At 55.1% G+C, this 24596-nt stretch carries 25 protein-coding genes; 6 read left to right on the forward strand and 19 right to left on the reverse strand.

Features of this window, described 5'->3' with window-relative positions; translation table 11 throughout:
- Window positions 1-181: 181 nt before the first annotated feature.
- From sigF to ACFSW5_RS17430, 12 genes are all read right to left on the reverse strand, one after another.
- Window positions 182-937 carry an RNA polymerase sporulation sigma factor SigF gene (gene sigF / locus ACFSW5_RS17375; RefSeq protein ID WP_379275711.1) on the reverse strand — a complete coding sequence of 252 codons (756 nt, stop codon included), beginning with the start codon at window positions 935-937 and terminating at the stop codon, window positions 182-184.
- A gap of 16 nt (window positions 938-953) precedes the next feature.
- Window positions 954-1400 (reverse strand): anti-sigma F factor, encoded by a 447-nt coding sequence (gene spoIIAB / locus ACFSW5_RS17380; RefSeq protein WP_379275714.1) that lies wholly within the window; start codon window positions 1398-1400, stop codon window positions 954-956.
- A complete protein-coding gene (spoIIAA, locus tag ACFSW5_RS17385; RefSeq protein WP_379275716.1) occupies window positions 1397-1750 on the reverse strand; it encodes an anti-sigma F factor antagonist in 354 nt (117 codons plus the stop codon). The genes spoIIAB and spoIIAA overlap by 4 nt, the downstream gene beginning before the upstream one ends.
- Window positions 1751-1929: 179 nt before the next feature.
- Complete coding sequence (locus tag ACFSW5_RS17390; RefSeq protein ID WP_379275718.1) at window positions 1930-3126, reverse strand: D-alanyl-D-alanine carboxypeptidase family protein; 1197 nt, start codon at window positions 3124-3126, stop codon at window positions 1930-1932.
- A gap of 271 nt (window positions 3127-3397) precedes the next feature.
- Window positions 3398-4726, reverse strand: coding sequence for a pyrimidine-nucleoside phosphorylase (locus ACFSW5_RS17395; protein ID WP_379275720.1), 1329 nt, complete (start codon window positions 4724-4726; stop codon window positions 3398-3400).
- 24 nt (window positions 4727-4750) lie between these two features.
- The gene (locus ACFSW5_RS17400; RefSeq protein WP_379275723.1) at window positions 4751-4918 is read right to left on the reverse strand and encodes an aspartyl-phosphate phosphatase Spo0E family protein; all 168 of its coding nucleotides are present in this window, start codon (window positions 4916-4918) and stop codon (window positions 4751-4753) included.
- A gap of 133 nt (window positions 4919-5051) precedes the next feature.
- Complete coding sequence (deoB, locus tag ACFSW5_RS17405) at window positions 5052-6248, reverse strand: phosphopentomutase (protein WP_379275725.1); 1197 nt, start codon at window positions 6246-6248, stop codon at window positions 5052-5054.
- A 27-nt stretch (window positions 6249-6275) separates the two neighbouring features.
- On the reverse strand, window positions 6276-7166 hold the full coding sequence (xerD, locus tag ACFSW5_RS17410; RefSeq protein ID WP_379275728.1) for a site-specific tyrosine recombinase XerD: 891 nt from the start codon (window positions 7164-7166) through the stop codon (window positions 6276-6278).
- Between the two features lie 187 nt (window positions 7167-7353).
- The gene (locus ACFSW5_RS17415; RefSeq protein WP_379275733.1) at window positions 7354-7587 is read right to left on the reverse strand and encodes a DUF4227 family protein; all 234 of its coding nucleotides are present in this window, start codon (window positions 7585-7587) and stop codon (window positions 7354-7356) included.
- A 242-nt stretch (window positions 7588-7829) separates the two neighbouring features.
- Window positions 7830-8291: a ferric iron uptake transcriptional regulator gene (fur, locus tag ACFSW5_RS17420; protein WP_379275779.1), complete on the reverse strand. Its 462-nt coding sequence runs from the start codon at window positions 8289-8291 to the stop codon at window positions 7830-7832.
- Between the two features lie 95 nt (window positions 8292-8386).
- The gene (spoIIM, locus tag ACFSW5_RS17425) at window positions 8387-9010 is read right to left on the reverse strand and encodes a stage II sporulation protein M (protein WP_379275736.1); all 624 of its coding nucleotides are present in this window, start codon (window positions 9008-9010) and stop codon (window positions 8387-8389) included.
- Between the two features lie 120 nt (window positions 9011-9130).
- Entirely contained in the window at window positions 9131-9694 is a 564-nt protein-coding gene (locus ACFSW5_RS17430) for an NUDIX hydrolase (protein WP_379275739.1), read from the reverse strand.
- Window positions 9695-9856: 162 nt separating this feature from the next.
- Between ACFSW5_RS17430 and mciZ the strand changes: the two genes are divergently transcribed.
- Window positions 9857-10006 carry a Z-ring formation inhibitor MciZ gene (gene mciZ / locus ACFSW5_RS17435; RefSeq protein WP_379275742.1) on the forward strand — a complete coding sequence of 50 codons (150 nt, stop codon included), beginning with the start codon at window positions 9857-9859 and terminating at the stop codon, window positions 10004-10006.
- Here mciZ and ACFSW5_RS17440 read toward each other — a convergent pair.
- A complete protein-coding gene (locus ACFSW5_RS17440; protein WP_379275744.1) occupies window positions 9996-11120 on the reverse strand; it encodes a M20/M25/M40 family metallo-hydrolase in 1125 nt (374 codons plus the stop codon). The two genes, mciZ and ACFSW5_RS17440, sit on opposite strands and share 11 nt — an antisense overlap.
- A 187-nt stretch (window positions 11121-11307) precedes the next feature.
- Between ACFSW5_RS17440 and prli42 the strand changes: the two genes are divergently transcribed.
- On the forward strand, window positions 11308-11403 hold the full coding sequence (prli42, locus tag ACFSW5_RS17445; RefSeq protein WP_379275746.1) for a stressosome-associated protein Prli42: 96 nt from the start codon (window positions 11308-11310) through the stop codon (window positions 11401-11403).
- Here prli42 and lipB read toward each other — a convergent pair.
- The 5 genes from lipB to lpdA all read right to left on the reverse strand — a co-directional run bounded on the left by lipB (window position 11387) and on the right by lpdA (window position 17099).
- Window positions 11387-12100, reverse strand: coding sequence for a lipoyl(octanoyl) transferase LipB (gene lipB / locus ACFSW5_RS17450; RefSeq protein ID WP_379275748.1), 714 nt, complete (start codon window positions 12098-12100; stop codon window positions 11387-11389). The genes prli42 and lipB overlap by 17 nt on opposite strands.
- A 23-nt stretch (window positions 12101-12123) precedes the next feature.
- Entirely contained in the window at window positions 12124-13419 is a 1296-nt protein-coding gene (locus ACFSW5_RS17455; protein WP_379275750.1) for a dihydrolipoamide acetyltransferase family protein, read from the reverse strand.
- A 21-nt stretch (window positions 13420-13440) separates the two neighbouring features.
- Complete coding sequence (locus tag ACFSW5_RS17460) at window positions 13441-14424, reverse strand: alpha-ketoacid dehydrogenase subunit beta (protein ID WP_379275752.1); 984 nt, start codon at window positions 14422-14424, stop codon at window positions 13441-13443.
- Window positions 14424-15458, reverse strand: a complete 1035-nt coding sequence (locus ACFSW5_RS17465) for a thiamine pyrophosphate-dependent dehydrogenase E1 component subunit alpha (RefSeq protein WP_379275754.1) — start codon at window positions 15456-15458, stop codon at window positions 14424-14426. Before ACFSW5_RS17465 ends, ACFSW5_RS17460 begins: the two co-directional genes overlap by 1 nt.
- A 210-nt stretch (window positions 15459-15668) precedes the next feature.
- On the reverse strand, window positions 15669-17099 hold the full coding sequence (gene lpdA / locus ACFSW5_RS17470) for a dihydrolipoyl dehydrogenase (RefSeq protein WP_379275757.1): 1431 nt from the start codon (window positions 17097-17099) through the stop codon (window positions 15669-15671).
- Window positions 17100-17292: 193 nt separating this feature from the next.
- Here lpdA and ACFSW5_RS17475 point away from each other — a divergent pair, with 193 nt between their 5' ends.
- Complete coding sequence (locus ACFSW5_RS17475; protein ID WP_379275759.1) at window positions 17293-17583, forward strand: DUF2627 domain-containing protein; 291 nt, start codon at window positions 17293-17295, stop codon at window positions 17581-17583.
- Between the two features lie 294 nt (window positions 17584-17877).
- Here ACFSW5_RS17475 and ACFSW5_RS17480 read toward each other — a convergent pair whose 3' ends face one another.
- Complete coding sequence (locus tag ACFSW5_RS17480; protein WP_379275781.1) at window positions 17878-19908, reverse strand: alpha-glucuronidase family glycosyl hydrolase; 2031 nt, start codon at window positions 19906-19908, stop codon at window positions 17878-17880.
- A gap of 183 nt (window positions 19909-20091) precedes the next feature.
- On the opposite strand from ACFSW5_RS17480, the gene ACFSW5_RS17485 reads away from it, so the two are divergent.
- The 3 genes from ACFSW5_RS17485 to ACFSW5_RS17495 all read left to right on the forward strand — a co-directional run bounded on the left by ACFSW5_RS17485 (window position 20092) and on the right by ACFSW5_RS17495 (window position 23767).
- Complete coding sequence (locus ACFSW5_RS17485; protein WP_379275761.1) at window positions 20092-20889, forward strand: helix-turn-helix transcriptional regulator; 798 nt, start codon at window positions 20092-20094, stop codon at window positions 20887-20889.
- A 337-nt stretch (window positions 20890-21226) separates the two neighbouring features.
- On the forward strand, window positions 21227-22426 hold the full coding sequence (locus tag ACFSW5_RS17490) for an oxalate decarboxylase family bicupin (RefSeq protein ID WP_379275763.1): 1200 nt from the start codon (window positions 21227-21229) through the stop codon (window positions 22424-22426).
- Between the two features lie 309 nt (window positions 22427-22735).
- Window positions 22736-23767 (forward strand): tyrosine-type recombinase/integrase, encoded by a 1032-nt coding sequence (locus ACFSW5_RS17495; protein WP_379275765.1) that lies wholly within the window; start codon window positions 22736-22738, stop codon window positions 23765-23767.
- Window positions 23768-24596 lie beyond the last annotated feature (829 nt).

A 24596-nucleotide genomic window follows, 5' to 3' on the forward strand; every position in this document is an offset into this window, starting at 1 on the left:
CCTTGCGGCCGCGAAGCCGCTTGGGCCGCCAGCCATTTCCTCCTTAGTATGCTTAATTTTGACCCGCCTCATCCCTATCGCTTCGCCTCTTCTCCGAGTTCGTCAGCTTTCAAAAACATGCCTTACCGGGCAAATTCGATTAACCCGTTCTCGCGCAAGAAAGCCAAAAAGACCAGCCGCCTCATTGGGCGATCTGGTCTTTGATGGACTGCAATATTTTTTTCTCCAGTCTTGAAACCTGAACCTGGGATATGCCGAGGCGGCTGGCGACCTCCGATTGGGTTTTGTCCCGGTAATACCGCAAATAAACGATGAGCCGCTCGCGCTCGTTAAGCCCTTCGATCGCCTCGACCAGCGCAAGCTTGTCGAACCACCGCTCCTGCGAATCGTCCGCAATCTGGTCCATCAGCGTGATCGGATCGCCGTCGTTTTCGAACACCGTTTCGTGAATGGAAGCGGGAGGCTTGTTCGCCTCCTGGGCGAATACGACATCCTCCGGCGAAATGCCCAGTCTGTCGGCCACTTCCTTGACGGTAGGCAGACGTCCGAGCGTCTTCGACAGCTCGTCTTTCATTTTGCGGACACGGTTGGCCGTCTCCTTGAGCGACCGGCTCACTTTAAGCGTGCCGTCGTCCCGGAGAAACCGCTGGATTTCGCCGATGATCATCGGAACGGCATACGTCGAAAATTTCACGTCATACGACAAGTCGAACTTGTCGACCGACTTCAGCAGGCCGATGCAGCCGATCTGAAACAGATCCTCCGGCTCGTAGCCCCGGTTGATGAACCGCTGCACGACCGACCAAACGAGCCTGATATTGCACTGCACCAGCGTATCGCGGGCGATCGTGTCGCCCGATTGGCTCAAAGCGATCAGCCGCTTAACCTCCGCGTCGTCCAAATACGGCTGAGCCGTTTGTTTCAAGTCAACGTCCATGGGCTCACCTCAGCCGCTAATTGTACAGCGCTTTCTTCGATTCGATTCGTTTCATCATCGACACCCTCGTTCCGCCGCTCAGCTCGCTGACCACGTCGAACTGATCCATGAAATTTTCCATAATGGTAAAGCCCATGCCCGAGCGCTCCAGCTCCGGCTTCGAAGTGTAGAGCGGCTGTCTGGCCAGCTCGAGATCCTCGATTCCTTTGCCTTTGTCGCTAACGACGACCGATACGGCGTCTCCGTCGATGCAGGCTTCGATCGTAACAACGCCTTCCGGGTTGCCGTCGTAGCCGTGAATGATGGCGTTCGTGACCGCTTCGGACACCGCCGTTTTCAAATCGTTAAGCTCGTCCATCGTCGGATCAAGCTGGGATACGAAAGCCGCTACCGCAATCCGCGCAAACGCCTCGTTCTCCGAACGGGCGCTGAAGGATAAGGTCATTTCGTTGCGCTCGCTCATGATACCACCTCCAAACTGGAAATTGCCGCTCTTTCATTGTCGTAAATATCCAAAATTTTAAACAACCCGGACATTTCCAGAAGCCGGTGAACGTTCGCGTTCACGCCGCAGACGACCATCTTGCCGCCCCTGCTTTTCACTTGCTTGTAGCGCCCGAGAATGACGCCGAGGCCCGAGCTGTCCATAAACTGCAAGCTCTCCAGGTTCAAAATGATATGGCTGCTTGTCCCTCTCATGATCGCTTCCTCCGTTTTATAGCGGACGATATCTGCCGTATGATGGTCCAGCTCTCCATACAGGCGGACGATAAGCACGTTGCGGTAATGCTCCAATTCCAATTGCAGGCTCATAGCGGCTTGTTCACTCCTTCGCTCGTCTATTGATCTGGATTGAACTAGCATTTCTCTTTCGCTTTGCGCTTTTCCTGCTCCGCGACAAAACTAGAAGAAGCCGGCTAATAGTTGACAAAAAAACCGCGGCCGGACGACATCATCCGATGTCGCCGGCGAGAAGCGGCGAATGATCCCGATTACGAAAACAGCCCGCCCAGCGATCGCTTCACCATCGTCCATAACCCCGCTTTGGCGATATCTTCCGGAGCCTCCAGCGGAAATTGCTTCACTTGCTGATTGCCTTGATAGACGACCAGAGTGCCGATTTTCTGGCCTTTGGCGACCGGGGCTTTCAACGTTGCGTCCAGCTTCAGCTCGTACCGGATCTCCTTCGTATCCGTGCCCTTGCGAAGAAGGATGCCGTACGATTCGCCGGCGACAAGCGGCAGCGTCCGGACTGCGCCTTTCTCGATCTTCACCTCGCCGATCGTATCACCCGGCTTGAAAATGGGATAATTCATATATTGCGCGAACGAATAATCGAACATTTGCGTTACTTCGGCGTTTCTCGTCTTCGTGTTGGGCTCTCCCATCACGACCGCGATAACGCGGAATCCGTCCCGCTTGGCCGTAGCGGTCAAGCAATATTTCGCTTCCGACGTATAACCGGTTTTCAGACCGTCGGCACCGCTGTAGAAGCGGACCAGCTTGTTCGTGTTCACGAGCCAGAACGGCTTCTCGGACGTTTTGCGCAAATGGTCCTGATACAAGCCCGTAAATTTCGTAATTTCCTCATACTTCAACAGTTCGCGGCTCATCACCGCAATGTCGTGCGCGGAAGTGTAATGATCGGCGGCGGGCAAGCCGTTGCAATTGACGAAATGCGTGTCTTTAAGGCCCAGCTCCCGCGCTTTCGCGTTCATCATCTCGACGAATTGCTGCTCGGTTCCCGCAATTTTTTCGGCCATCGCCACCGAGGCGTCGTTGCCCGATGCAAGAGCGATCCCTTTCAGAAGCTCCTCTACGGTCATTTCTTCGCCGGGCTCCAAAAAAATTTGCGACCCGCCCATCGAGGAAGCGTATTCGCTTGCCGTCACTTTATCCGACATTTTGATTTTGCCGCTTTCAATCGACTCCATGATCAGCAGCATCGTCATCACTTTCGTAATGCTGGCCGGCGGCAGCTTGTCGTGGCTGTTTTTCTCGAAAATAACCGTGCCCGTATCCGCATCGATCAGAATGGCAGAACGGGCGGATGCCGCCAGATTCGGAGAAGCGGGCGATTCCTTCGCGGGTGCCTCGCCGGGCGCTGCGATCGCATGCCCCGAATCCGCGGCCGGAACGAGCCCCATCGCAATGACGGCTGCAGCTAACAGTAGCTTGAACATTCTCATAGTACAGGTATCCTCCTAAGTCTGTTTGGCCCCTCCTTCCGCGAGAAAGGAGCCGCAAATCGGCTATAGTTCCTTCCCATTGTCGGCTTGTTTGAAGAAAAATATTCCATGCGCGCTTCTCCGTTTACAAAAAAACACCGCGTTTACGGAACGCTTATTCAAAAAGCGAACCGCAAACAACGGTGTGTCGAATTTATGCGATTATCGGGTTATGGTGCGCGTTAATGAGAAAACCTCTACCCGAGGCCATTCAAGGATGCGAAGGCCGCGTTCAGACGAAACGGTTCACGCCGCTTGCCGTTACGACCGAAAGAACAAGCGGCCGCAGGGCAGGCTTCTCCGCCTGGATGACATAAGACGCTCGCACCTTTTCCATAACGTCTTCGAAGCCGGACGGCGTACGGACGTGCATGACGGCGATCGTTTCGCCGATCTTGACCGGATCTCCGGCCTTCTTCCGCAGCGTCAATCCGACGCCGTAATCGATGGCGTCGTCCTTCGCCGCCCGGCCGGCGCCGAGCAGCATCGCCGCATGGCCGAGACGCTCCGCATCGATTGAAGCGACATAGCCTTGGGCGTCGGCCGCAACCTCCACTTCATAGAACGCTTGAGGCAGCTTTGTCGGATCGTCCGCGACGGTGGCGTCTCCGCCCTGCGCGGCGACGAAAGCCTTGAACTTCTCAAGCGCTTCGCCGCTTGCAAGCTTACTCTTCAAGAACTCCTTCGCTTCGTCCACGGACGCCGATACACCGCCCAATACGGCCATATGGGCCCCCAGCGTCAAACATAACGAAGTTAAATCTTCCGGCCCGATTCCTTGAAGCGTCTCGATCGCTTCCTGCACTTCGAGGGCGTTGCCGATCCGATAGCCCAAAGGCTGATCCATGTCGCTGATGATCGCGGCCGTCTGCCGGCCGACCTCCGTTCCGATCCGAACCATCGCTTGCGCCAGCTTTTCCGCTTCGGCGGCGGTTTTCATGAACGCCCCGCTGCCGGCTTTGACGTCCAGCACGATCGCATCCGCGCCGGCGGCGATTTTTTTGCTCATCACGGAGCTGGCAATTAGCGGAATGGACTCTACCGTTGCCGTCACGTCCCGCAGCGCGTACAGCTTCTTATCCGCCGGAGCCAGATTGCCGCTCTGGCCGATAACCGAGATGCCGATTTCGCTCACCTGCGCAAGGAACGCTTCCCGCTGCAGCTCGGCGCGGAAACCCGGTATCGATTCGAGCTTGTCGATCGTACCGCCGGTATGTCCAAGCCCCCGGCCGGACATTTTGGCTACGGGAACGCCCGCCGCGGCGACAAGAGGCGCGACGATCAACGTCGTTTTGTCCCCTACGCCCCCCGTGCTGTGCTTGTCGACCTTGATGCCGGGAATAGGCGACAGATCGACCTGATCGCCGGACCGGGCCATCGCCAGCGTCAGCGAAGCCGTTTCCGCCGGCGTCATCCCGCGAAAAAGGACCGCCATCGCAAAAGCAGACATTTGGTAATCGGGAATGTCGCCCCTGCAATAGCCGTCCGTCAAAAAAGCCAATTCATCATGGGAAAGTTCGGCACCGTCCCTTTTTTTAGCTATAAGATCAACCGCTCTCAACTTGAGATCCACTCCGTTCGTCGCTCATTTTTCCCGTGCAAGCGCAAGCTCTTCTTGTACCCGGACGATCAGAACGTCCAGCGACTGGCTTAGCTGCAGCACCTCGCAATGCAGAAAATCCTCTTTATCCAGCGCCGTTTCGACCATTTGCAGCCGTAAGTTTTCCATTTCCAACATCAACCGCTTGTCCACTTCTCTCCCACTCCGCATCTTTCAGTTATCATAGACATTATACGACGGTGATTGGAAAAAAACTGTCATAATGAGTCGAGCCGTTTGTTACAGTTTTGTTACAACGAAAATCTGCGGGATGGGAGACGCAGCTTTATGTCGTAATTGTCCGGAGTTCGGGCAAAAAGCTCGTTCCGTTATCCGGGAGCCGAACGCCGAAATTGTCGGCGATCGTCGCGCCGACGTCCGAGAACGTCGCTCTTGTCGCAAGGCGCCCCGTCCGCTTAAACGACGGGCTGTACAGCAGAATCGGAACGTATTCCCGCGTATGGTCGGTTCCGTGGTGTACCGGGTCGTTGCCGTGATCGGCCGTTACGACGATCAGATCGTCCGGCCCGGCAAGCCGTTCCAGCTCGGGAACGGCGCGGTCGAATTCCTCCAGTGCGGCGGCGTAGCCTTCCGGATCGCGCCGGTGCCCGTACAAGGAGTCGAAATCGACCAAGTTCACGAACAACAGCCCGCTAAATGGCGTTTGCAGCTTTTGCAGCGTTTTGTCGATGCCGTCTGAATTGCTAGTAGTCGACACCGCTTCCGTAATGCCTTCGCCGTCGAAAATGTCGTTGATTTTGCCGACGGCAATCGTATCGAACCCTTGATCGGACAACGCGTTCAGCACCGTCGGAGCCGGCGGCTTCAGCGCGTAATCGTGCCGGTTCGGCGTCCGCTTGAAGGCTCCCGGCGTGCCTATATACGGCCGTGCGATAACGCGTCCTACCGAGTACCGGCTGTCCAGCGTCAGCTCCCGCGCGATGCGGCAAGCCGCGTAAAGCTCCTCCAGCGGAATGACGTCTTCGTGGGCGGCGATTTGGAACACGCTGTCCGCCGACGTGTACACGATCCACGCCCCCGATTCCATCTGCTGAGGTCCAAGCTCGTCCAGGATGGCGGTTCCGCTGGCCGCTTTATTGCCGATGACGCTCCGGCCGGTGCGCTTCTCGAACTCCTCGATCAACTCCTGCGGAAAACCGTTCGGGAATGTCCGGAACGGCACCTTGATGTGCAGCCCCATCAATTCCCAATGGCCCGTCATCGTGTCTTTGCCGGCCGACGCTTCGGCCATTTTGCCGTAACATGCGGCGGACGGTTCCTCCGGCTGCGGCCAGCCGCCGAGCGGCGCGATGCGGTCAAGCCCCCATCTTCTCAGATGGGGGAGCCGGATACCGGGCACCCGATCGACAATATGGCCCAGCGTATGGGCTCCCGCGTCGCCGAACGAGGCGGCATCCGGCAGCTCGCCGATGCCGACGCTGTCCAATACGATTACGGTAATGCGTCGAAATGGAGATGGCATATGTCCTTGCTCCTTCGTAATGTAAGCTTATGCGCGCGGGTGAGCGTTATTGTAAACTTCTTTCATCCGGAGTTTCGTGACGCGGCTGTAGCGCTGCGTCGTCGAAATGTCCGCATGGCCAAGCAGCTCCTGCACGGAACGCAAATCCGCCCCTCCTTCTATCAAATGAGCGGCAAACGAATGACGCAGCGTATGCGGCGTAATTTCGGTTCCGATGCCCGCTTCTTTGGCCGTCTTTTTTATAACTTTCCAGAAACCTTGCCGTGTCATTCTCGTCCCGAGATGATTGAGAAACAGCGCTTTTTCGCCGTTCGGATCCTTGCACAGCCGCTCTCTTGCCCCGGTCATGTAATCCGACAACGCAGCCTCCGCCATTTTGCCGAACGGAATGAGCCGTTCCTTCCCGCCGCTTCCCAAGCAGCGGATAATGCCGAGCTGCAGATTGACGCTGTCCACGTCGAGCATAATCAGCTCGGAGACGCGTATGCCCGTCGCGTACAGCAGCTCAAGCATCGCTTTGTCGCGTTTGCCCGCCGGGGTCGACGGATCGGGGGCGTCCAGCAGCGCAAATACCGATTCGACCGGAAGGACGCTTGGCGGCTTCGCCTCCAGCTTGGGCGCTTCGATCGCGATCGTCGGGTCTTGCGTAATGACGCCCTGCAAAGCGAGAAAGTGATAGAAGTTCCGGATCGTCACGATATGCCGCGTCAAAGTCGAAGGCTTGCGCCCGCTTTCCTTCAGCGTCAGCACGTATCGCGCAATATGGTGGCGCTCCGCCCGCGACGGGTCGTGGATTTGCTCCCCGGCTAAAAAAGCGGCGTACGCGGCCAAATCCCGCTCGTACGAAAGGAGCGTATTGCGGGCGAGCGACTTTTCCGCACGTAAATAGTGGATAAACGATTGATAGTGGTCTGTCATAACGGTCCTTTCGTTAACCGCATCGGAAAATATATTCTGTACAGAGCGTTCGTACTGAAAATTTCGATCGGCATAAAAACCTGCCGCTAATCGCGACTGTACTTCTCGAATTCGCTTCGATTGAGGTTCGGAATATGTTGATATTCAACATGCGGTTCTTCTTCTCCTGCTGCGAGCCGAAGGTTTGTTACTCTCCGTACCAATAAAACCAACGGAGCCGATCCGCCATCGAGCCGTTCTCCGGCGTATCCGATTCCGGCTTCAGCACTTTTACGGCATGCCCTTTCGGCTCCCGATAAGGATGAATCGGCGTTATCGCCTCCCTAAGCAGCCGGTAGCCGCCGGATGCTACCAGAAGCAAGACGAGAAAGAGAAGCATAAACACGATCCGAGGTACCCAGCGGCGCAATGAGAAGATCATTCGCACCAGCCCCTTTCCGACAACGGCTGACGGCCGTCTTGTCCCTATCAATTTATGAATAGGGCAAGTCGAATATGCGAATAGCGGCTGCGGACGGCGCATGTGCGCCGAACTTCGCTCCAGCCAAGCCGGCGGCTGCGGCTTAGTCGTTTGGCTAAAGCGCCAAACGTTTTAACCCAATAACAACAGCAGCGGCCCCGCCGTCCGTTCGGACGTCAGAAGCCGCTGTTTCACGTTCATCGTTATTCGGTTTCGCCCGGATGGTCCTTGTTCTGGCAACGGCTGCATACCCCTTGAAAATCAAGGCGGTGATCCGTCACCGTAAAGCCGAATTCCTTCTCCAGGCGCTCTTCAAGAGGCAATAGCCAGTCATCCTTAATTTCGTCCATCGCTCCGCATTCGGTACAAATCAAATGATGATGATGATGCTTGGAGCTGTCCGTCCGCAAATCAAAGCGGGCTACGCCGTCGCCGAAATTGATTTTCTCCACGACGTGCATCTCATTCAGCAGCTCGAGCGTGCGGTAAACGGTTGCAAGCCCGATTTCCGGCGCTTTCTCCTTCACGAGCATAAACACGTCTTCGGCGCTTAAATGATCGTCTTCGTTCTCCAATAAAACACGAACGGTTGCTTCTCGCTGCGGGGTCAGCTTGTAGCCCTGCGACTGCAACTGCTGTTTGATTTTCTCGATTCGGGCTTCCATGTTTTCCCCCTTGCCGCATGTCTGTCCCTTCACGCGCAAATTCCCCTCTATTATAGGAGAATCCAAGCGAAGAAGTCAAACGATGCGGGCTGCCGCTAGGAGGAAGCAAACATCGGCGCAACCCAACCGATCAAGACGGGGGAGACGTACGTCTCAAGCAAAGCGGCGCCGGCCAGCAACGCCAGCATTATCGCGGTGGAAGCCGTAAACGATATAAGCTGCGGAGCAAGAGGCCCTCTTTGGCGCAGCAGCCGGTTGTTGACGACGTATAACGAAAAAGAAAGGGAAGCGACGCTCGCCATCAGAATGGCCGGAACCGTAATCAGATTCGGCGGAGCGACGGACACGAGCGACAGCAGCACGCCTTTCCACGAATGCTCGCTTACGAGCGTGCCGACGGCGAAGCCGACGAGCGCGCCTTTCAAAAAATCGAGCGCCAGCACAAACGGGACGCCGACCACCGTCACTCCGAGCACCCAAACGAGCAGCAGCCATTTGCCGTGGAACAGCAGGCGGCTCCAGAAAGCGTCCGAATCCCCCGCCGCCGCGGCATTCGAGCCGAATTGCCCGATATAACGGGCGACCTCGTCGGCCAGATCCTCCTGCTGCTCCAGCGTTAAAGCATGTACCATCAAGCCTCCGAAGACGGCTCCCACAACAAACAATACGGCTACGAAAATGAGTAGCGTCACATTATACGATTGCGGCATCGGTCGCATCGGCTGTCTCTCCTTCTGATTTCCGCTTCACGAAGGACTTAATACTCGTCCTCATGTGCCATATGTATGCGGAAGAAAGAGCATGTATGCGGCAGCCGTTCCGGAAACGATGGCGCTAATCTAGATTCGGCCGGTTAGGCGGTACAGCTTCCACGCATAGACGGCCAATATCGTTTTGGCGTCGCTGATGCGCCCCTCGGCGATTAAGGCGTCCGCATCCTCCATCGTAATCGCCCGCACTTGCAAAAATTCGTCTTCGTCCGGATTCAGTTTCCCGGGAACGATCCGTTCCGCAAAATAAAGATAAAGCTTCTCGTCGGCAAAGCCGGGCGACGTATAAAAGGCGCTGACCGGCTTCAGCTCCTCGGCCCGGTATCCCGTCTCCTCCTCGAGCTCTCTGGCTGCCGCGACAATCGGATCTTCGTTAGGGTCGAGTTTTCCCGCCGGAATCTCGACCTGAAATTTTTCCAGCGGCTTGCGGAACTGCTCCACGACAAGCAGCTTGCCGTCAAGCAGCGCCATCACCGCAGCGGCCCCCGGATGCTTGACGATTTCCCGCGTGGCGGTCCTTCCTTCCGGAAGCTCGACCGTATCCACCTGCAGCGAAATGATTTTTCCGTCGAAAATCCGCTCCGTTTTCACCGTTTTTTCTACCCAGCCGCCGCTATGTTCGTTCGTTTCCATCGTTATCAGCTCCTTTACGTTCGGCCCGGCAGTATGGCAGCTTCGCCGATTCTCCGGGCGCAAAACGGCACCGGCGCATAACTTGTCCCATGCCCGCATACCATCTTACTACTAGATGCACGATCTGTATTTCCATCTCTCAGCGACGGAGGTTGCAATGCTATGAAAATGTACGTGACCGATTCCCAGCTCCGGCTCGTCGGCAAAGCGTGGGAAATCCGCCATCAATTGAACAAGCTGGCTGCCCAATCAAACGGAATCGCGGATAAGCCGGTGAAAGCTTCCGTTCGGAAGCTTCCGGTTAAGCCGTAGCCGCCTGCTTAACGATGGCCACGATCAGTTCGGAAAGCTTGACGATATCGTCCGCTTTTATTTTTTCGTTTGTCGTATGAATATTTTCATACCCTACCGCCAAATTGACCGTCGGCACTCCAAGGCCGTTGAAAATGTTGGCGTCGCTGCCGCCCCCGGACCGGAACGTACGAGGGGTCAAACCGACGGACGCGATCGCTTTCTTGGCGAACTGCACGACTTCGTCCGCATCGTCGTACCCGTAGGACGGATAAATGAGTTTCACGTCCACCTCGCTCCTTGCGCCGTACTGCTCCGCCGCTTTCCGAACCGCCTCGCGCATCGCTTCGACCTGGGCGTCCAGTTTAGGCTGCACAAGGCTGCGGGCTTCCGCCACCATCTTGACGTAGTCGCATACGACGTTCGTCGCGCCCCCGCCTTCGATCGAGCCGATATTGGCCGTCGTCTCTTCGTCGATCCGGCCAAGCGGCATCGCGGCAATCGCCGCGCCGGCCACCTGGATGGCGCTGATGCCGTCCTGCGGATTAACGCCCGCATGCGCCGATTTGCCGAAAATTTCGATCGTCAATTTCGCTTGCGACGGGGCGGCCGTCGCGATGGCGCCGATCTCGCCGTTGGAATCGATCGCATAGCCGAACGACGCCTTCAGCTTCGTACGGTCTAGCGCCCGCGAACCTACAAGGCCCGACTCTTCGCCGACGGTAATGACGAATTGGACGGGGCCGTGAGGGATGCCGTCTTCCTTCAGCACGCGAATCGCTTCGAGCATGGCGGCAAGGCCGGCTTTGTCGTCGGCGCCGAGTATCGTCGTGCCGTCGCTCCGGATATAGCCGTCGTCGCCGAGCATCGGTTTAATGCCGGCTCCCGGCTTGACGGTATCCATATGCGAAGTGAAGAATATGGTAGGGGCGCCGGCGGACGTCCCTTCCAGCATCGCGAATAAATTGCCCGCTCCGTGCCCGGTTTTGGCCGCCGCGTCGTCTTCTTCGAGCTGCAGTCCCAGCGCGCCGAATTTGCTTTTCAGCGCCTTGCTTATTTCCTGCTCGTTCCCCGTTTCGCTGTCGATTTGAACAAGCTCCATAAACTCGCCGATGACCCGTTCCTTGTTAATCATCTACATTTCCTCCTTCGCGGCGTTTCGTTTATAATGAAGAGACAAACCATCTGAGATAAACCTTCTATCGAAGTATTTCAAGGATGAGCGACCGCGCTTCAGCGGTAATTTTTATCGCCAATCAGAGAGCGAGTTTTCGAGTTCGAAAACGTATACTTTCTGATGTGGTGGAAAGGAGAATCAGCGCATGAATACGCAAAAACTTGTACGAATCGTCTCCATTGTCATCGTTGCGGCCATTGTCATTACGACCGTCGTGTCCGGCATCAGCGCGTTCCTGTAAGCTTCGGCACGCTGAAGCCGAACCTCCGGCAGAAGTGAGGGAGAAGCTGCTGAGCCGCTTCCTCGACGGTCAGCTCGAGACCCGTAAGCTCGTTAAACGACGTTACTCCGAACTGCCGGATGCCGCAAGGCACAATGCCGCTAAAGCCTTCCGATTCGATTCCCCTCTTGATGTTCAACGCGAACCCATGGCTCGTTACGAAGCCTCTTCTCGTTCTGGTCCGATTGAATTTGACGCCGATGGCGGCGATTTTCTCGTCGCCCACCCATACGCCCGTATATTCGGGCTTTCGCCCGCCTTCGATGCCGTAATCGGCGAGCCAGTCGATGATCGACTGCTCCAGCGTCCGCAAATAGCTGTGCAGGTCCAAGTTCGCCGCGTCCAGATAAAGCAGCGGATACCCGACGAGCTGTCCCGGCCCATGGTATGTTATGTCGCCGCCGCGGTCAATCTCGTAAACCGAAATGCCCCGCTCTTTTAGCTCCGCCTCGTTTAGAAGCAAATGTTCCGGATGCCGGTCGGTTCCGAGCGTATAGGTAGGCGGATGCTGAAGAAGGAGAAGCGTCTCGGGGCGCTTCTCCTCGTCGATTTCTTTCACATACGCTTTCTGGAGCTCCCACGCTTCCGCGTAGTCGAGCATCGGAATATAACAAGCTTCCAAACGTTTTGCGCCGATTGCGCTTTCCGCCTCAGCCATGCCGCATTCCTCTTTTCCGTAAATTAATACAGTTTCGTATCCATGTTGTAGCTTTCGATATTTTCCTTCACTCGCTGCAGGAACCGGCCGCAAATGACGCCGTCCAAGATGCGATGATCGAGCGACAGGCACAGATTCGCCATCGATCGAACCGCGATCATGTCGTTGATGACGACAGGCCGCTTGACGATCGATTCGAACGTAATGATGGCCGCCTGAGGATAATTGATGATCGGGTACGACAAAATCGATCCGAACGAGCCGGTGTTGTTGACGGTAAAGGTGCCGCCTTGCATATCGGACAATGTCAGCTTGCCTTCTCGCGTCTTGCGGGCCAGATCGTCGATATCTTTTGCCAGACCGGCAATCGTCTTATGGTCCGCGTTTTTAATGACCGGCGTCAGGACGGAATCGTCGGTTCCGACGGCAAGCGAAATATTGATGTCCCTTTTGACGATAATTTTGTCGACGGCCCACATCGAGTTGATGATCGGATAATCTTTGATCGCATTTACGACCGCTTTCAGGAGGAACGCGAGATACGTCAGGTTCACGCCTTCCCGCTTAATAAACTCATCCTTCACCTTGTTGCGGAGCGCGACCAGGTTCGTCACGTCGACCTCGATCATCGTCCAAGCGTGCGGAATTTCCGATACGCTCTGGCGCATGTTGCGGGCAATCGTGTTGCGGATCGGCGTTACGTCGATGAAATATTCGCCCCGCCCCGGCACGGCCGGCTCGATCTCAATGCTCGGGATGCGCGGCGTCTCGGACAGATGCAAGCCCGACAAGCGCACCGGATCGGCCGCTTTCGCCGCGGCCGCTTGAGGATACTGCGTTCCGTCCGCCGAAATGGCGCCGGATTCGACATAGGCCAGTACGTCCTTGCGGGTAATCCGCCCGCCAAGCCCCGTGCCTTGCACGTCCGTCAGACGGACGCCATGCTCGGCCGCCAGCTTCTGCACGGCAGGCGAATAGCGGCTTCGCATCGATTGGTCGCCGCCGGCTTCCTCCGCCCGCGGAGCGGCCGAAGCTTGCCCGCCGGCAGGCGAATCCGCTTCGCCGCCTGCGGCACCTTCCGTTTCCACCACGCAGATCGGCGTGCCGACCGGCACGGTTTCGCCGGCAGGGACCAATATTTCAACGAGCTTTCCTTTCACCGTGGAAGGAAGCTCCGCGCTTACTTTATCCGTCAGCACTTCGCATATCGGCTCGTACAGGTCGATCGAATCGCCCGGCTTCTTCAGCCAAGTATCAATCGTCGCCGACACCAGCGATTCCGCCAGCTGCGGCACAACGATTTCCGTTAACGATTTCATCTGCATTATCACCCTTTCGGCCTAATAAAGCGCCAAATGCCGCATGGCTTCTGTCACTTTTTCTTTATTCAGCATAAAAAACTTCTCGCCCGGCGGATTGATCGGCATGGCCGGCACATCGGGGCTTGCGAGGCGCATGATCGGAGCGTCAAGTTCATACAGCAGCTCTTCGGCGATAATGGCCGCAACCTCGGCGCCGATGCCGCCCGTCTTGTTGTCTTCGTGCACGATAAGCACTTTGCCGGTGCGGCGCACCGCTTCGAGGATCGCTTCCTTGTCGAGCGGCTGAAGCGTCCGCAGGTCCAAAATATGAGTGCTGATGCCTTCCTTGGCCAGCTCCTCGGCCGCCTGCTCGACAAGCATAAGCGGCATGCTGTAGCCGATTACCGTAATGTCGTCGCCTTCGCGAAGTACGTTCGCCTTGCCGATCGGAACGGTATAGTCGCCTTCCGGAATCTCGCCTTTGACGAGCTTATATATTTTTTTGTTCTCGAAATAGATGACCGGATCCGGATCGCGAACCGCCGCCTTCAGCAGCCCTTTTGCGTCGTACGGCGTATAAGGGGCTACGATCTTTAATCCCGGCGTTCCGAAAAATATCGATTCCGGGCACTGCGAATGGTACAAGCCGCCAAAGATGCCGCCGCCGATAGGAGCTCGGATCACGACCGGGCAACTCCAATCGTTATTGGAACGGTAGCGGATTTTGGCCGCTTCGCTAATAATTTGGTTCGTTGCCGGTAACATGAAGTCGGAATATTGCATTTCGGCGATTGGTTTCATGCCGTACATCGCGGCGCCGATCGCTACGCCGGCGATTGCCGATTCCGCAAGCGGCGTGTCCAAGGCGCGATACTCGCCGAACTGCTCATACAGCCCCTTCGTCGTCGTAAATACGCCGCCTTTGACGCCGACGTCCTCCCCCAGCACGAATACGTCCTCGTCACGCTCCATTTCCTCGCGCATCGCGTCGCGGATCGCTTCAATATATTCTTTAATCGCCATCAGCTTCTGCCTCCTTGCGGCGCGTCGTCTGCATATACGTGGTACAGCACCGATTCCGGTTCCGGGAACGGGGCGTTGTCGCCGAAAGCCGTCGCCTCGTCGACAATCGCGCGCAGCTCGTCTTCGAGAGCCTTCTCAAGCTCGTCGTTCCATAAGCCGCATTCCTCAAGATAAGCCCGGTATTTCGGAATGCCGTCCTTCGAGCGGTTCTCCTCGACCTCTTCCTTCGTCCGGTAAACGAGGTCGTTGTCCGAAGTCGAATGCGGCGAGATGCGGTACATCATCGCTTCGATCAGCGTCGGCCCTTCGCCGGCAACCGCCCGCTCGCGCGCTTCCTTGACGACGCGGTACACTTCCAGGGCGTCGTTGCCGTCCACCCGGAGGCCCGGGAAGCCGTAGCCGGCGGCGCGGTCCGCTACGCGGCCGCCAAGCTGCTTGCGCACCGGCACCGATATCGCGTATTGGTTGTTCTCGCACATGAAAATGACCGGAAGCTTATGAACGCCGGCAAAGTTGCAGCCCTCATGGAAATCGCCTTGGTTGCTGGAGCCTTCGCCGAACGTAACGAAGCTGACGAACGGCTTGTTCTTCATCTTGGCGGCAAGCGCGATGCCGACCGCATGCGGCACCTGCGTCGTTACCGGGCTGGAGCCGGTGACGATGCGCAGCTTCTTGTGGCCGAAGTGGCCGGGCATTTGGCGTCCGCCGCTGTTCGGGTCATCCGCCTTGGCGAATAACGACAGCATCAATTCCTTCATCGTCATGCCGACGGCAAGTACAAATGCGTAATCGCGGTAATACGGCAGAAAATAATCCTGCTCCCGGTCAAGGGCGAAGGCGGCAGCCACCTGCGCGACCTCCTGGCCGATGCCGGATACGTGGAAATTGATTTTGCCCGCGCGCTGCAGCAGCAGGGCGCGCTCGTCGAATTTCCGGCCCAGCTTCATTACTTTATACATTTCAACGGCTTTGTCGTCTGTCAATCCCAGTTCCGAATGCCGAAACGAGCGTTTCGCGGAATTAAGTTGGGTCATCAGCTTTCGCCTCCTTTTTTGGACGTATCGAACAAAACGATAAGTTTCACTCCAAGTATTAAAACCAGGTACTAAGACTTGCTCAAACTTATTATACCCGCTTTTTACGAAAAGGGAAACCTGACGCATGCAAAAGCGATAACGCCAACCTTATCCTGGCTTATCCGGCAATGGTCAATATAACCTGTCATTCGGCATCGGCAGGCGTGCTTAAAAAACAAGCGCTTTGCCGTCGAGCGCCAGCATCGCTTCGCCAAGCGCCTCCGACAACGTCGGATGGGGATGAACCAGCTGTCCGACCTCCCACGGCGTCGCGTCGAGCAGCGAAGCGAGCGCGCCTTCTGCGATCATGTCCGTCGCGTGCCCGCCGATCATATGGATACCCAAGATGTCGTTCGTTTTCCGGTCGGCCAGCACTTTCACGAACCCTTCCGGATGCCCCGACACGATCGCTTTGCCGATCGCCTGGAACGGGATTTTCCCGACCTTCACGTCATACCCTTTCGCTAGAGCCCCTTCCTCCGTTAAGCCGAACGATGCGATCTCCGGCCGGGAATAAATACAGCGCGGAACAAGATGATGAGCCAAAGGCTCGGGAGCGCCGCCGATCAAATGGTCCACCGCGATCAACCCTTCGTGCGCCGCCGCATGCGCCAGCTGAACGCCGCCGACAACGTCGCCGATGGCATAAATATGCGGCTCGCTCGTCTGGCCGAATTCGTTCACCTGGATATAACCGCCGGAAGTTCGAATGTCCGTATTTTCGAGGCCGATGCCTTCGATATTCGCCAATCTTCCGACCGACAGCAGCATTTGAGCGGCGCTCAGCCGGACGTTCCCTTCCGGCGTTACGGCCGATATCGAAACTTCGCCTTGCGGGTCGATCGCAAGCTCTTCCGTCTGAAGCTGAACGCTCGTCAGAACGCGGATGCCTCGTTTCCGGAAGCTCTTCGCAAGCTCGGCCGACACTTCCGTATCTTCGCCCGGCAGCAGCCTTGCACCCGCTTCGACAACGGTTACTTGTACGCCGAAATCATGAAGCAGCGAAGCCCATTCCACGCCGATGACGCCGCCGCCGACGATCAGTATCGATTCCGGCAATTTCTCCATCCGCAGCGCGTCGTCGCTGGTCAGAATTTGCCGGCCGTCCGGCACGATGCCAGGCAGCGAGCGCGGCCGCGAACCCGTCGCGATAATGAGGTTGGCGGAGACGACCGATTCCATCTCGCCGTCCGGAAGCTCGACCGCAAGCGAACCGCTGCGCGGCGAAAAAATCGAAGGGCCGATTACTCTTCCTTTGCCGTTAATGATTTGAATGCCATGTTTATTCATTAGGGTATGCAGCCCCCGGTATAGCTGCTCCACGGTTCGATCCTTCCGCTGCTGCACGCTTCCGAATTGCAGGCTGACCGCCCCTTCCCGGACGTCGATGCCGTAAGCCGAAGCGTTCAGCAGCGTCGCATACACTTCTGCGCTGCGAAGAAGCGATTTGCTCGGGATGCAGCCGCGGTGAAGGCATGTCCCTCCCAGCTTGTCCATCTCCACGATCGCTACGCTTTTACCGGCTTGCGCCGCCCGGATCGCGGCCGTGTATCCGCCGGGTCCTCCGCCCAAAACCGCTACATCTACTTCAATTGCCATCCTATTCCCTCCATCAGTCGAACCTTCAATTATCTATGTAATCATTGCGGGATGATTGTTTACGCCCCCTATCATTGTACCTTTTTTATAGTCCGGTCATCAAACTGGAGTTTCGAAATGGACACATCCCTCATCAAAAGGTAGAATATAGGAAAATGCATTATTCTTATGGACAAGGAGCGTCAGGTGCCGCATGAGGCTTACGATTTCGCGGTTTATCGCCATTCTCGTTTTAGTTATTCCCGGTGTCGTCGCTTGCTTCGGTTTTTTGAAAATGAAAGATTCCTTATTCAACTATTTTTCCGAATTCGGCAACGAGGCCGTTCAACCCGATTTTGCGTGGCTGAACTTTCTGCTTGGCGCCGTCATGTTCGCCGCAGGCGCGGGTTTTATCGGCGGCTGGATTTTTTTCCGCGACCGCAAGCACAATTACGTCGCCCCCCGCTTCCGCGAGAAGCGGCCGCGCCCGCCGAAGCCGCAATAAGCTGAACATCCCCCTCCTATGGAGGGGGATCCAAGGGTGGACACCCTCGCTACACCCATTTATTCTCCTCCGCCACCCCGCCGGTGGAAGGTTCCAAGGATATGCACCCACTGTACTCCCCAATAAGCGTATCTGCAGCGCGGCCGTCTTCGACAATCAGGCGAGCATCCCCCGCATGTCCTTCGAACAAAGTTAAACGCCTCGCGGCTTCCTTCGACCCGGCTGCTCATTTGGTTAACGACGCAGAACGCGAAAAAACACGCCGAAATCGGCGTGTTCATCGTCCACTATTCTTCAAAAAATCGTTCTTCCCCGCTCGTCGGGAATGCCCGACATCCGGTAAAAATACGTATTGATCCGATCTCGCCATTCGACGGCGCTTTCGATCTGCATATCGAGCCGTTCCGCCGTTTCGCGGAAAACGGACGGATCGATCTTCCCTTCGAGCGTCAGCCACTCCCGCTTCAGCTGCTCAGCTTGGACGACCCCCTCGAAATGCGTATCGTAAATATGCTGAATGACGGTGGATCCCGACTTCAGACGATGCGTATAAGGCACATGGTGGAAAAACAGCAGCAGCTCGTCCGGACATGTACCGGGCGACCCGTACAGCGACGCTACCGGTTCATTGTATTGCCCGGCGTAACCCGTGCCGGTCTTCGTTGTCCGGTCCACGCCTATGCCCCGGCTGTCGGCGAAATGGTACGTTCCCCATTTCGAATATTCGTAGCCGTCGACATTCGGACCGTAATGATGGCCCGGATTGACCATCCAGCCGACGCCAAGCGGCGCCGTATAGCTTTCGTAGATCGACCACGAACGCAGCAGCATCCCGCTTACCGTTTCCGTTACGTCCGGATCGTCCCCAAACGTCAGCTTCACCCATTCGTCGGTAATTTGCTCCGCCGTCAGCTGCGGATTCCAGGACAGACGGCCATAGCCGTACAGATTCGCTTGCGCCAGCGGATGACCGGTCCAATTGGCGTCGTCGCCGATGTTGGACACCGCCGCCATGCCGCCGAGCGGCAGCCGATTCAATTCGCCGGAGACGGCCTTCGCTACCGTCGAGCCTTCGCCTGCGGCATACGTATCGAAACCGACGATTTCTTTCCATTGCGGCACCAAATAGCAGACATGCTTTTGTTGTCCGGTATACTCCTGCGTAATTTGCAGCTCCAGCATTTGGTTCGTTTGCTTCAATCCCCCGAATAGAGGCGACACCGGCTCCCGCACCTGAAAATCCATCGGGCCGTTTTTAATTTGAAGGATGACGTTATCCCGGAACTTGCCGTCAAGCGGAAGGAAATGGTCGTAAGCAGCCCTCGCCCGGTCCGTCTTCCGGTCTCTCCAGTCCTGCTGGCAATTGTACACAAAACAACGCCAAATAACGATCCCCCCGAAAGGCTCCAGCGCATCCGCCAGCATGTTGGCGCCGTCCGCATGATCGCGCCCGTACGTAAACGGGCCCGGCCGAAATTCGGAGTCTGCCTTTACCAAAAATCCGCCGAAATCGGGAATGTAGCGATAAATGTCTTCGGCCCGCTCCTTCCACCAGCGCTGCACTTGCTTATCTAACGGGTCGGCCGTCTGGAGGCCGCCGATTTCGATCGGGCTGGCGAAATTGACGCTCAGAAACAGCTTAACGCCGTAGCCCCGGAATACATCGGCGATTTTCGCGACGGAAGGCAGCCATTCGGCGGCAATCAGCTTCGTTTCCGTCCGATGCACGTTAACGTTGTTGATCGAGATCGCATTTATGCCGACGGAGGCAAGCAGCCGGGCATAATCGCGGATCCGGGTCATGTCCCGAACGATTTTGTCATGGCGGTAAAAGATCGATTGGCCCGCATAACCGCGCTCGATCGAGCCGTCCATGTTATCCCACTGGTTGATCATCCTCAGCTTGTTCGGAGAGCCTTCCGCAACCGGCAAGCCGTCGAGCCCCTGTTCCGTCTGCAGCAGGCGAAGCAGATGAAACGCGGCGTAAAGCACGCCTGCGTCGCTGTTGCCCGCCGCTACGATACAGCCGCCCGATTCTTGCTCCGTTCGGCAGATGATATAACCGTCGCGCGGCAAATCTTTTAGCCTGCCGATCTCGGCTAAGCCGGCCAGCTCCGGATCGTCTGCGGTGGCAAGCAGAACAAGCGGCCCCTTCTTGGGTTTGGCGGTTACGACGCGCGGCTTCCGCCCGAACATCGATTCTACGGCGCTGACGAGCTCCTTGCGTACTTGCCGCATCACGACCGAAGATTCACGGATCGCGATTTGCGAGAAATAAGAACCGTATAATTCTACCGCTTCGTCTGGCAAAGCATCGTACCGCAGCCATGCCTTGTAGCTGGCGTCCCCCGCCTGCTTTCTCCCTCCTGCGGCTTCCTCCGCTTCAGGCTGCAATGTTTGTCCGTATATATTCACAACGAATTCCTCGCTCTCTCCTATTTTTTTCGTACAACCCTTTAAGAGTCGGACGGGCAATGGTATCATGCTCCTTAAGGAGGCATTGCGACCATGGAAACCGATAAATACGAGCGCCTTGTGCCGGATGTTCAGCTGTTTGTCGACCGGCGCTGTTTCCCGGATTGGGAAATCGTCAAACAGCGGATCCGCTTCCACGACTTAACGTTTATCGTCGGCGGCAAATCGAACTACTTCGTAAACGGGGAGAAATTTACCGTGGAAGCCGGCGACATTATTTATATCCCGTCCGGCAGCATTCGGGAAGCGCATACCTTCAAAGATCAACCGATGCATTCCTTCGCCTTTAATTTTACGTGGCTGGAGCCTTCCGACGATACTCCGCTTCCGTTCCAGACCGTAACGAAAAACCGGATGACGACGGAAATTATGGACTACATCAAAGAATTCGCCCATGTCTGGATGAGCAAGCCGCCCTTCTACCGTATGCAGGCGCGGGGCTTGTTTCAGCTTATCGTGCATCGGCTGCTTGCGAATTCGTACCGCCGGCAAACCGCGCATCAGGATCCAAGGGTGAACAAAGTCATCAAACATATCGTCGACCGCTACCCCGAGGATTTGACAATCGGCGAATTGGCCAAGCTGGTCCATTTGCATCCGGTCTATTTGGGCAAGCTGTTCAAGCAGCAGACCGGCACTTCCTGCAAAGCTTATATCAACCGAATTCGCGTCAACAACGCCGAGATGATGCTGTCGGCCGGCGGGTTTACCGTCTCCGAGGTCGCCGAGCGATGCGGCTTTCAGGACGTCGCTTATTTCAGCAACGTGTTCAAAAGCGTTAAAGGCTACCCTCCTTCAATCGCCGCAAAGCTGCGGGAAACGGACGGATAATCCGATTCATATAAGCGCTTGCAATTTCACTTCAAATTATAAGATTTCGTACCCGGACGGGCCATAGAAGAACCCAACCCGAGTTGTAATTTTTAAATATAGATTTCACTAGCGGCAGAAGCAAACGCCGTCGTCTTGGCATAAGACGGCGGCGTTTCGCATTCCATTTGAACCTTTGCAGTCAACATTTCGGCATATATTTATCGCTTTCCTTTCGCCCTGACCGAGCTAATGACCATAAGCGGGGGACATATTCCCATTCCCGATCCGATTCATAAAATATATTAGGCGCCTGAACCGGTGTCGAGAATGCAAGGAATCCAACAAGGGGTGTAAAATGATATTGGTAACCGATAAACGGTATGGAACAATACCGCAACCGATAAGAGGTCGATCCGGATGGTGGGATTTCGGACCGCGGGACGTTATGCGGGATCTTGAGAATCCCGACATGTTAATTCCGCCCTCTACCGATGCGGGCACGCTTCCGAACCTCAAATTTTCTTTCTCCGATACGTATATGCAGCTAAATCACGGCGGTTGGTCGCGTGAAATTACCGTTAGGCAGCTGCCGATCGCCACCACGCTTGCCGGCGTAAACATGGCGCTAGCTCCGGGCGGCGTTCGCGAGCTGCATTGGCATCAACAAGCCGAATGGGCGATCATGCTTGTCGGCCGTGCGCGCATTACGGCAGTCGATCAGAACGGGAGGAACTTTATAGCCGATGTCGGCGTCGGCGACCTGTGGTATTTCCCTCCCGGAATTCCGCATTCCATTCAAGGATTGGAGGAAGGCTGCGAGTTTTTGCTCGTTTTCGACGACGGCAGTTTTTCCGATCTTAATACGCTGTCGATTTCCGATTGGTTTGCACATACGCCAAAGGATGTGCTGTCGGCCAATTTCGGCGTGCCGGTCGGCGCGTTGGCCCATATCCCGAAACGGCAGCGATATATATTTCAAGGAACGATTCCGGGACCGATTGAAAGCGCACAGGTAGCCGATCCGTACGGTACAGTGCCTTTGCCGTTCTCGCATCGCCTGCTGGCGCAAGATCCGATTGTAACGCCGGGCGGAACGGTGCGTATTGCGGATTCCTCCAATTTTCCGATTTCGAAGACGGTCGCCGCGGCATTGGTCGAAATTAAACCTGGCGCCATGAGGGAAATGCACTGGCACCCCAACAACGATGAATGGCAGTATTATATAACGGGGACCGGACGAATGACGGTGTTTGCGCCGAACGGTACGGCCCGCACCTTCGATTATCGCGCGGGAGACGTAGGTTACGTCCCCTTTGCGTTCGGACACTATATTCAGAATACCGGCGACGAAAGCTTATGGTTTCTGGAGATGTTTAAGAGCGACCGCTTCGCCGACGTATCTCTCAACCAGTGGATGGCGCTTACGCCGCATCGGCTGGTTCAAGAGAATCTGAATGCAAGTCCCGAGCTGATGAACGCTTTGCGCAAGGAAAAATGGCCCGTCGTGAAATATCCTGGGTTTTCTTATTATCCGAAAAGGAATAATCGTGAATAGTTCCACTGTTTATGATGGAAAGAATAAAAATACCACTCCTTTATCGGCTTCAATAGAAGACCAAAAAGGAGTGGTATTAGCTGAATCGCTACCTTGATATGGATCAAAACATCCTACGACACCTTGTGCTCAATCCGCAGCTTGTCGGCGACCATCGCGATGAATTCGCTGTTCGTCGGCTTCGACTTCGGTCACAATCCGCATAACGACGCGGAAATTCAGCGGTCAGCTTTCGTCATTACGATAAACTTAGCGCATCCTTTATCGGAACGTTTAGCATTTCTTTATCGCTAAGGAGGATTCCGTTAAATGTCGCGAACAAACCCGAAGTTTGCTTTCGTCTCTAAACGTCCGTCTAACGTAAAATTTGATCTCGGAACTCAAATCGAACGTTTCTTACAATCCAAACGTACAGAAAAACGTTCACTCAAAACCGTCTCTGCTTACGAACAAGTATTACTGCAATTCCGCAAATGGTTTGAACAACGAGAAGAGGACGTAATTACAACGGAACTTTTCCGAGAGTACATTCATTACTTGACGTATAAGAAAACGCGCTGGGACGATCATCCAACAAGTCCGGAGGCCGGCGTCGGTCTATCCGCTCGAACGGTTAATAATGTTATACGCAATATGAAGATATTCTTTAACTTTCTCGTAAGAGAGCGCGTCATGAAAGAGTCTCCGCTCGACCCGATCGGATATCAGACAGAGGAGAAGGATACATTCGAAGTATTTACGGATGAGGACGTACTGAAATTGCTCTCCGCTCCGAATAGACGCGTCTATACCGGACGCCGAGATTACTGCATGATGCTCGTACTATGTGACGGAGGACTTCGCGCGAAAGAATTAACGAGTCTAAAAATTTCGGACATCGACTTTAAGCTTCGGCAGATTACCGTGAGAGCCGAGGTTTCAAAAACAAATACAACCCGTGTCGTACCGATCTCACAAAAAACTGCGAAGGAGCTAGAGAAGTTAATCGAATATATGGACGTTGGTCCTGATGATTATTTGTGGCTTACGCAATTCGGAGAAAGATATTACGGGGATACATTCGCAAAGATGCTTAAACTTTATGCACGGCGAGTTGGTGTAACAGGGGCGCGCGTTAGTCCGCATACCTTCCGCCACTATATGGCCGTTAAGTTTCTACGCAGCGGAGGAGATCCGATGGCCCTGGCGCGTATTCTCGGCCATACTTCGTTAAATATGACGCAAGTGTACGTTCGCTATACTGGAACGGATTTACGTGAACAGCACGATAAAGCATCGCCGGTTACGAACTTAATCGATAATGGAAACGAGAGAAAGCGCGGGAAGCTCCGCTTTACTTAATATTTATCGTTCTCTCTTAATCTGATATTATGGAATGTATTGGGACTAGAGATAGAAACTATACATTGCAATTATCAGAATGAAATGTGGGGGAAAATAAATATTGCAGTATTTAAAAGACATCATTCAAGACTTTAAGTCAGCTAATGGAACCGGAAAGTTATCGATTATTAGTGATCTAGTTCAAATTGTTACAGTATTTACAGGTATAGTATTTGCTCCTAGGATTATATCACTAATCTTCAACATTAAACTAGACACATACTTCGGTTTGGTTTTAGCAACAATGGCTACTATAGTTGTTCTTATTCTCTTCGCCTTAACAGTCCTGTCAGTTAATTCTGTATTAAGGCTAATAGTTAAACCAAACAACAAATTCTGGTTTCTATATGCTGTGTTGATTCAGGTAATAACATGGGGATTGGGACTGGCTTATATACCAGCCCTTATATCTTTCTTTTACCAAATGGTTGTTTGGTGAAGCCCAGAGTTAATTTTTTTGCGCGGATTTTTCGGGCACCAGGACGCGGTCTCTCCCGTTTACCCTCCCCCGCCCCCCTTTCGTTTCCATCCGCCTCTATCCGATAAATACGTAATTTGTCGCTATGGTTATATCGTACAGTTTCCGCGTCACTACGGGATTCTCCGTCAGTGGCGCTCTTTTCGTTCCGATAAACTATACGAAAATGTACGCTTCTGACCCCGTGAGTTTGGCAGCGTGTGTCCTTCGCGGCGCGTTGGCGGATAAAAAATTTTCGTGGGGGTGCGCGTCTGAGGCGTGAAGCGGCGTATTCGTATTCGTGTATCCCAACGTTAACCGAAAAAGTTC

Source organism: Paenibacillus thailandensis, assembly GCF_042685365.1.
GTDB classification, from domain to species: Bacteria; Bacillota; Bacilli; order Paenibacillales; family Paenibacillaceae; genus Paenibacillus_AP; species Paenibacillus_AP thailandensis.

Excerpts from the sequence above, each read along its gene's own strand:
- sigF (WP_379275711.1), bottom strand. The coding sequence starts at position 937 with ATGGACGTTGACTTGAAACAAACGGCTCAGCCGTATTTGGACGACGCG.
- spoIIAB (WP_379275714.1), bottom strand. The coding sequence starts at position 1,400 with ATGAGCGAGCGCAACGAAATGACCTTATCCTTCAGCGCCCGTTCGGAG.
- spoIIAA (WP_379275716.1), bottom strand. The coding sequence starts at position 1,750 with ATGAGCCTGCAATTGGAATTGGAGCATTACCGCAACGTGCTTATCGTC.
- ACFSW5_RS17390 (WP_379275718.1), bottom strand. The coding sequence starts at position 3,126 with ATGAGAATGTTCAAGCTACTGTTAGCTGCAGCCGTCATTGCGATGGGG.
- deoB (WP_379275725.1), bottom strand. The coding sequence starts at position 6,248 with ATGCCATCTCCATTTCGACGCATTACCGTAATCGTATTGGACAGCGTC.
- xerD (WP_379275728.1), bottom strand. The coding sequence starts at position 7,166 with ATGACAGACCACTATCAATCGTTTATCCACTATTTACGTGCGGAAAAG.
- ACFSW5_RS17415 (WP_379275733.1), bottom strand. The coding sequence starts at position 7,587 with ATGATCTTCTCATTGCGCCGCTGGGTACCTCGGATCGTGTTTATGCTT.
- fur (WP_379275779.1), bottom strand. The coding sequence starts at position 8,291 with ATGGAAGCCCGAATCGAGAAAATCAAACAGCAGTTGCAGTCGCAGGGC.
- spoIIM (WP_379275736.1), bottom strand. The coding sequence starts at position 9,010 with ATGCGACCGATGCCGCAATCGTATAATGTGACGCTACTCATTTTCGTA.
- ACFSW5_RS17430 (WP_379275739.1), bottom strand. The coding sequence starts at position 9,694 with ATGGAAACGAACGAACATAGCGGCGGCTGGGTAGAAAAAACGGTGAAA.
- mciZ (WP_379275742.1), top strand. The coding sequence starts at position 9,857 with ATGAAAATGTACGTGACCGATTCCCAGCTCCGGCTCGTCGGCAAAGCG.
- ACFSW5_RS17440 (WP_379275744.1), bottom strand. The coding sequence starts at position 11,120 with ATGATTAACAAGGAACGGGTCATCGGCGAGTTTATGGAGCTTGTTCAA.
- prli42 (WP_379275746.1), top strand. The coding sequence starts at position 11,308 with ATGAATACGCAAAAACTTGTACGAATCGTCTCCATTGTCATCGTTGCG.
- lipB (WP_379275748.1), bottom strand. The coding sequence starts at position 12,100 with ATGGCTGAGGCGGAAAGCGCAATCGGCGCAAAACGTTTGGAAGCTTGT.
- ACFSW5_RS17455 (WP_379275750.1), bottom strand. The coding sequence starts at position 13,419 with ATGAAATCGTTAACGGAAATCGTTGTGCCGCAGCTGGCGGAATCGCTG.
- ACFSW5_RS17460 (WP_379275752.1), bottom strand. The coding sequence starts at position 14,424 with ATGGCGATTAAAGAATATATTGAAGCGATCCGCGACGCGATGCGCGAG.
- ACFSW5_RS17465 (WP_379275754.1), bottom strand. The coding sequence starts at position 15,458 with ATGACCCAACTTAATTCCGCGAAACGCTCGTTTCGGCATTCGGAACTG.
- lpdA (WP_379275757.1), bottom strand. The coding sequence starts at position 17,099 with ATGGCAATTGAAGTAGATGTAGCGGTTTTGGGCGGAGGACCCGGCGGA.
- ACFSW5_RS17475 (WP_379275759.1), top strand. The coding sequence starts at position 17,293 with ATGAGGCTTACGATTTCGCGGTTTATCGCCATTCTCGTTTTAGTTATT.
- ACFSW5_RS17485 (WP_379275761.1), top strand. The coding sequence starts at position 20,092 with ATGGAAACCGATAAATACGAGCGCCTTGTGCCGGATGTTCAGCTGTTT.
- ACFSW5_RS17490 (WP_379275763.1), top strand. The coding sequence starts at position 21,227 with ATGATATTGGTAACCGATAAACGGTATGGAACAATACCGCAACCGATA.
- ACFSW5_RS17495 (WP_379275765.1), top strand. The coding sequence starts at position 22,736 with ATGTCGCGAACAAACCCGAAGTTTGCTTTCGTCTCTAAACGTCCGTCT.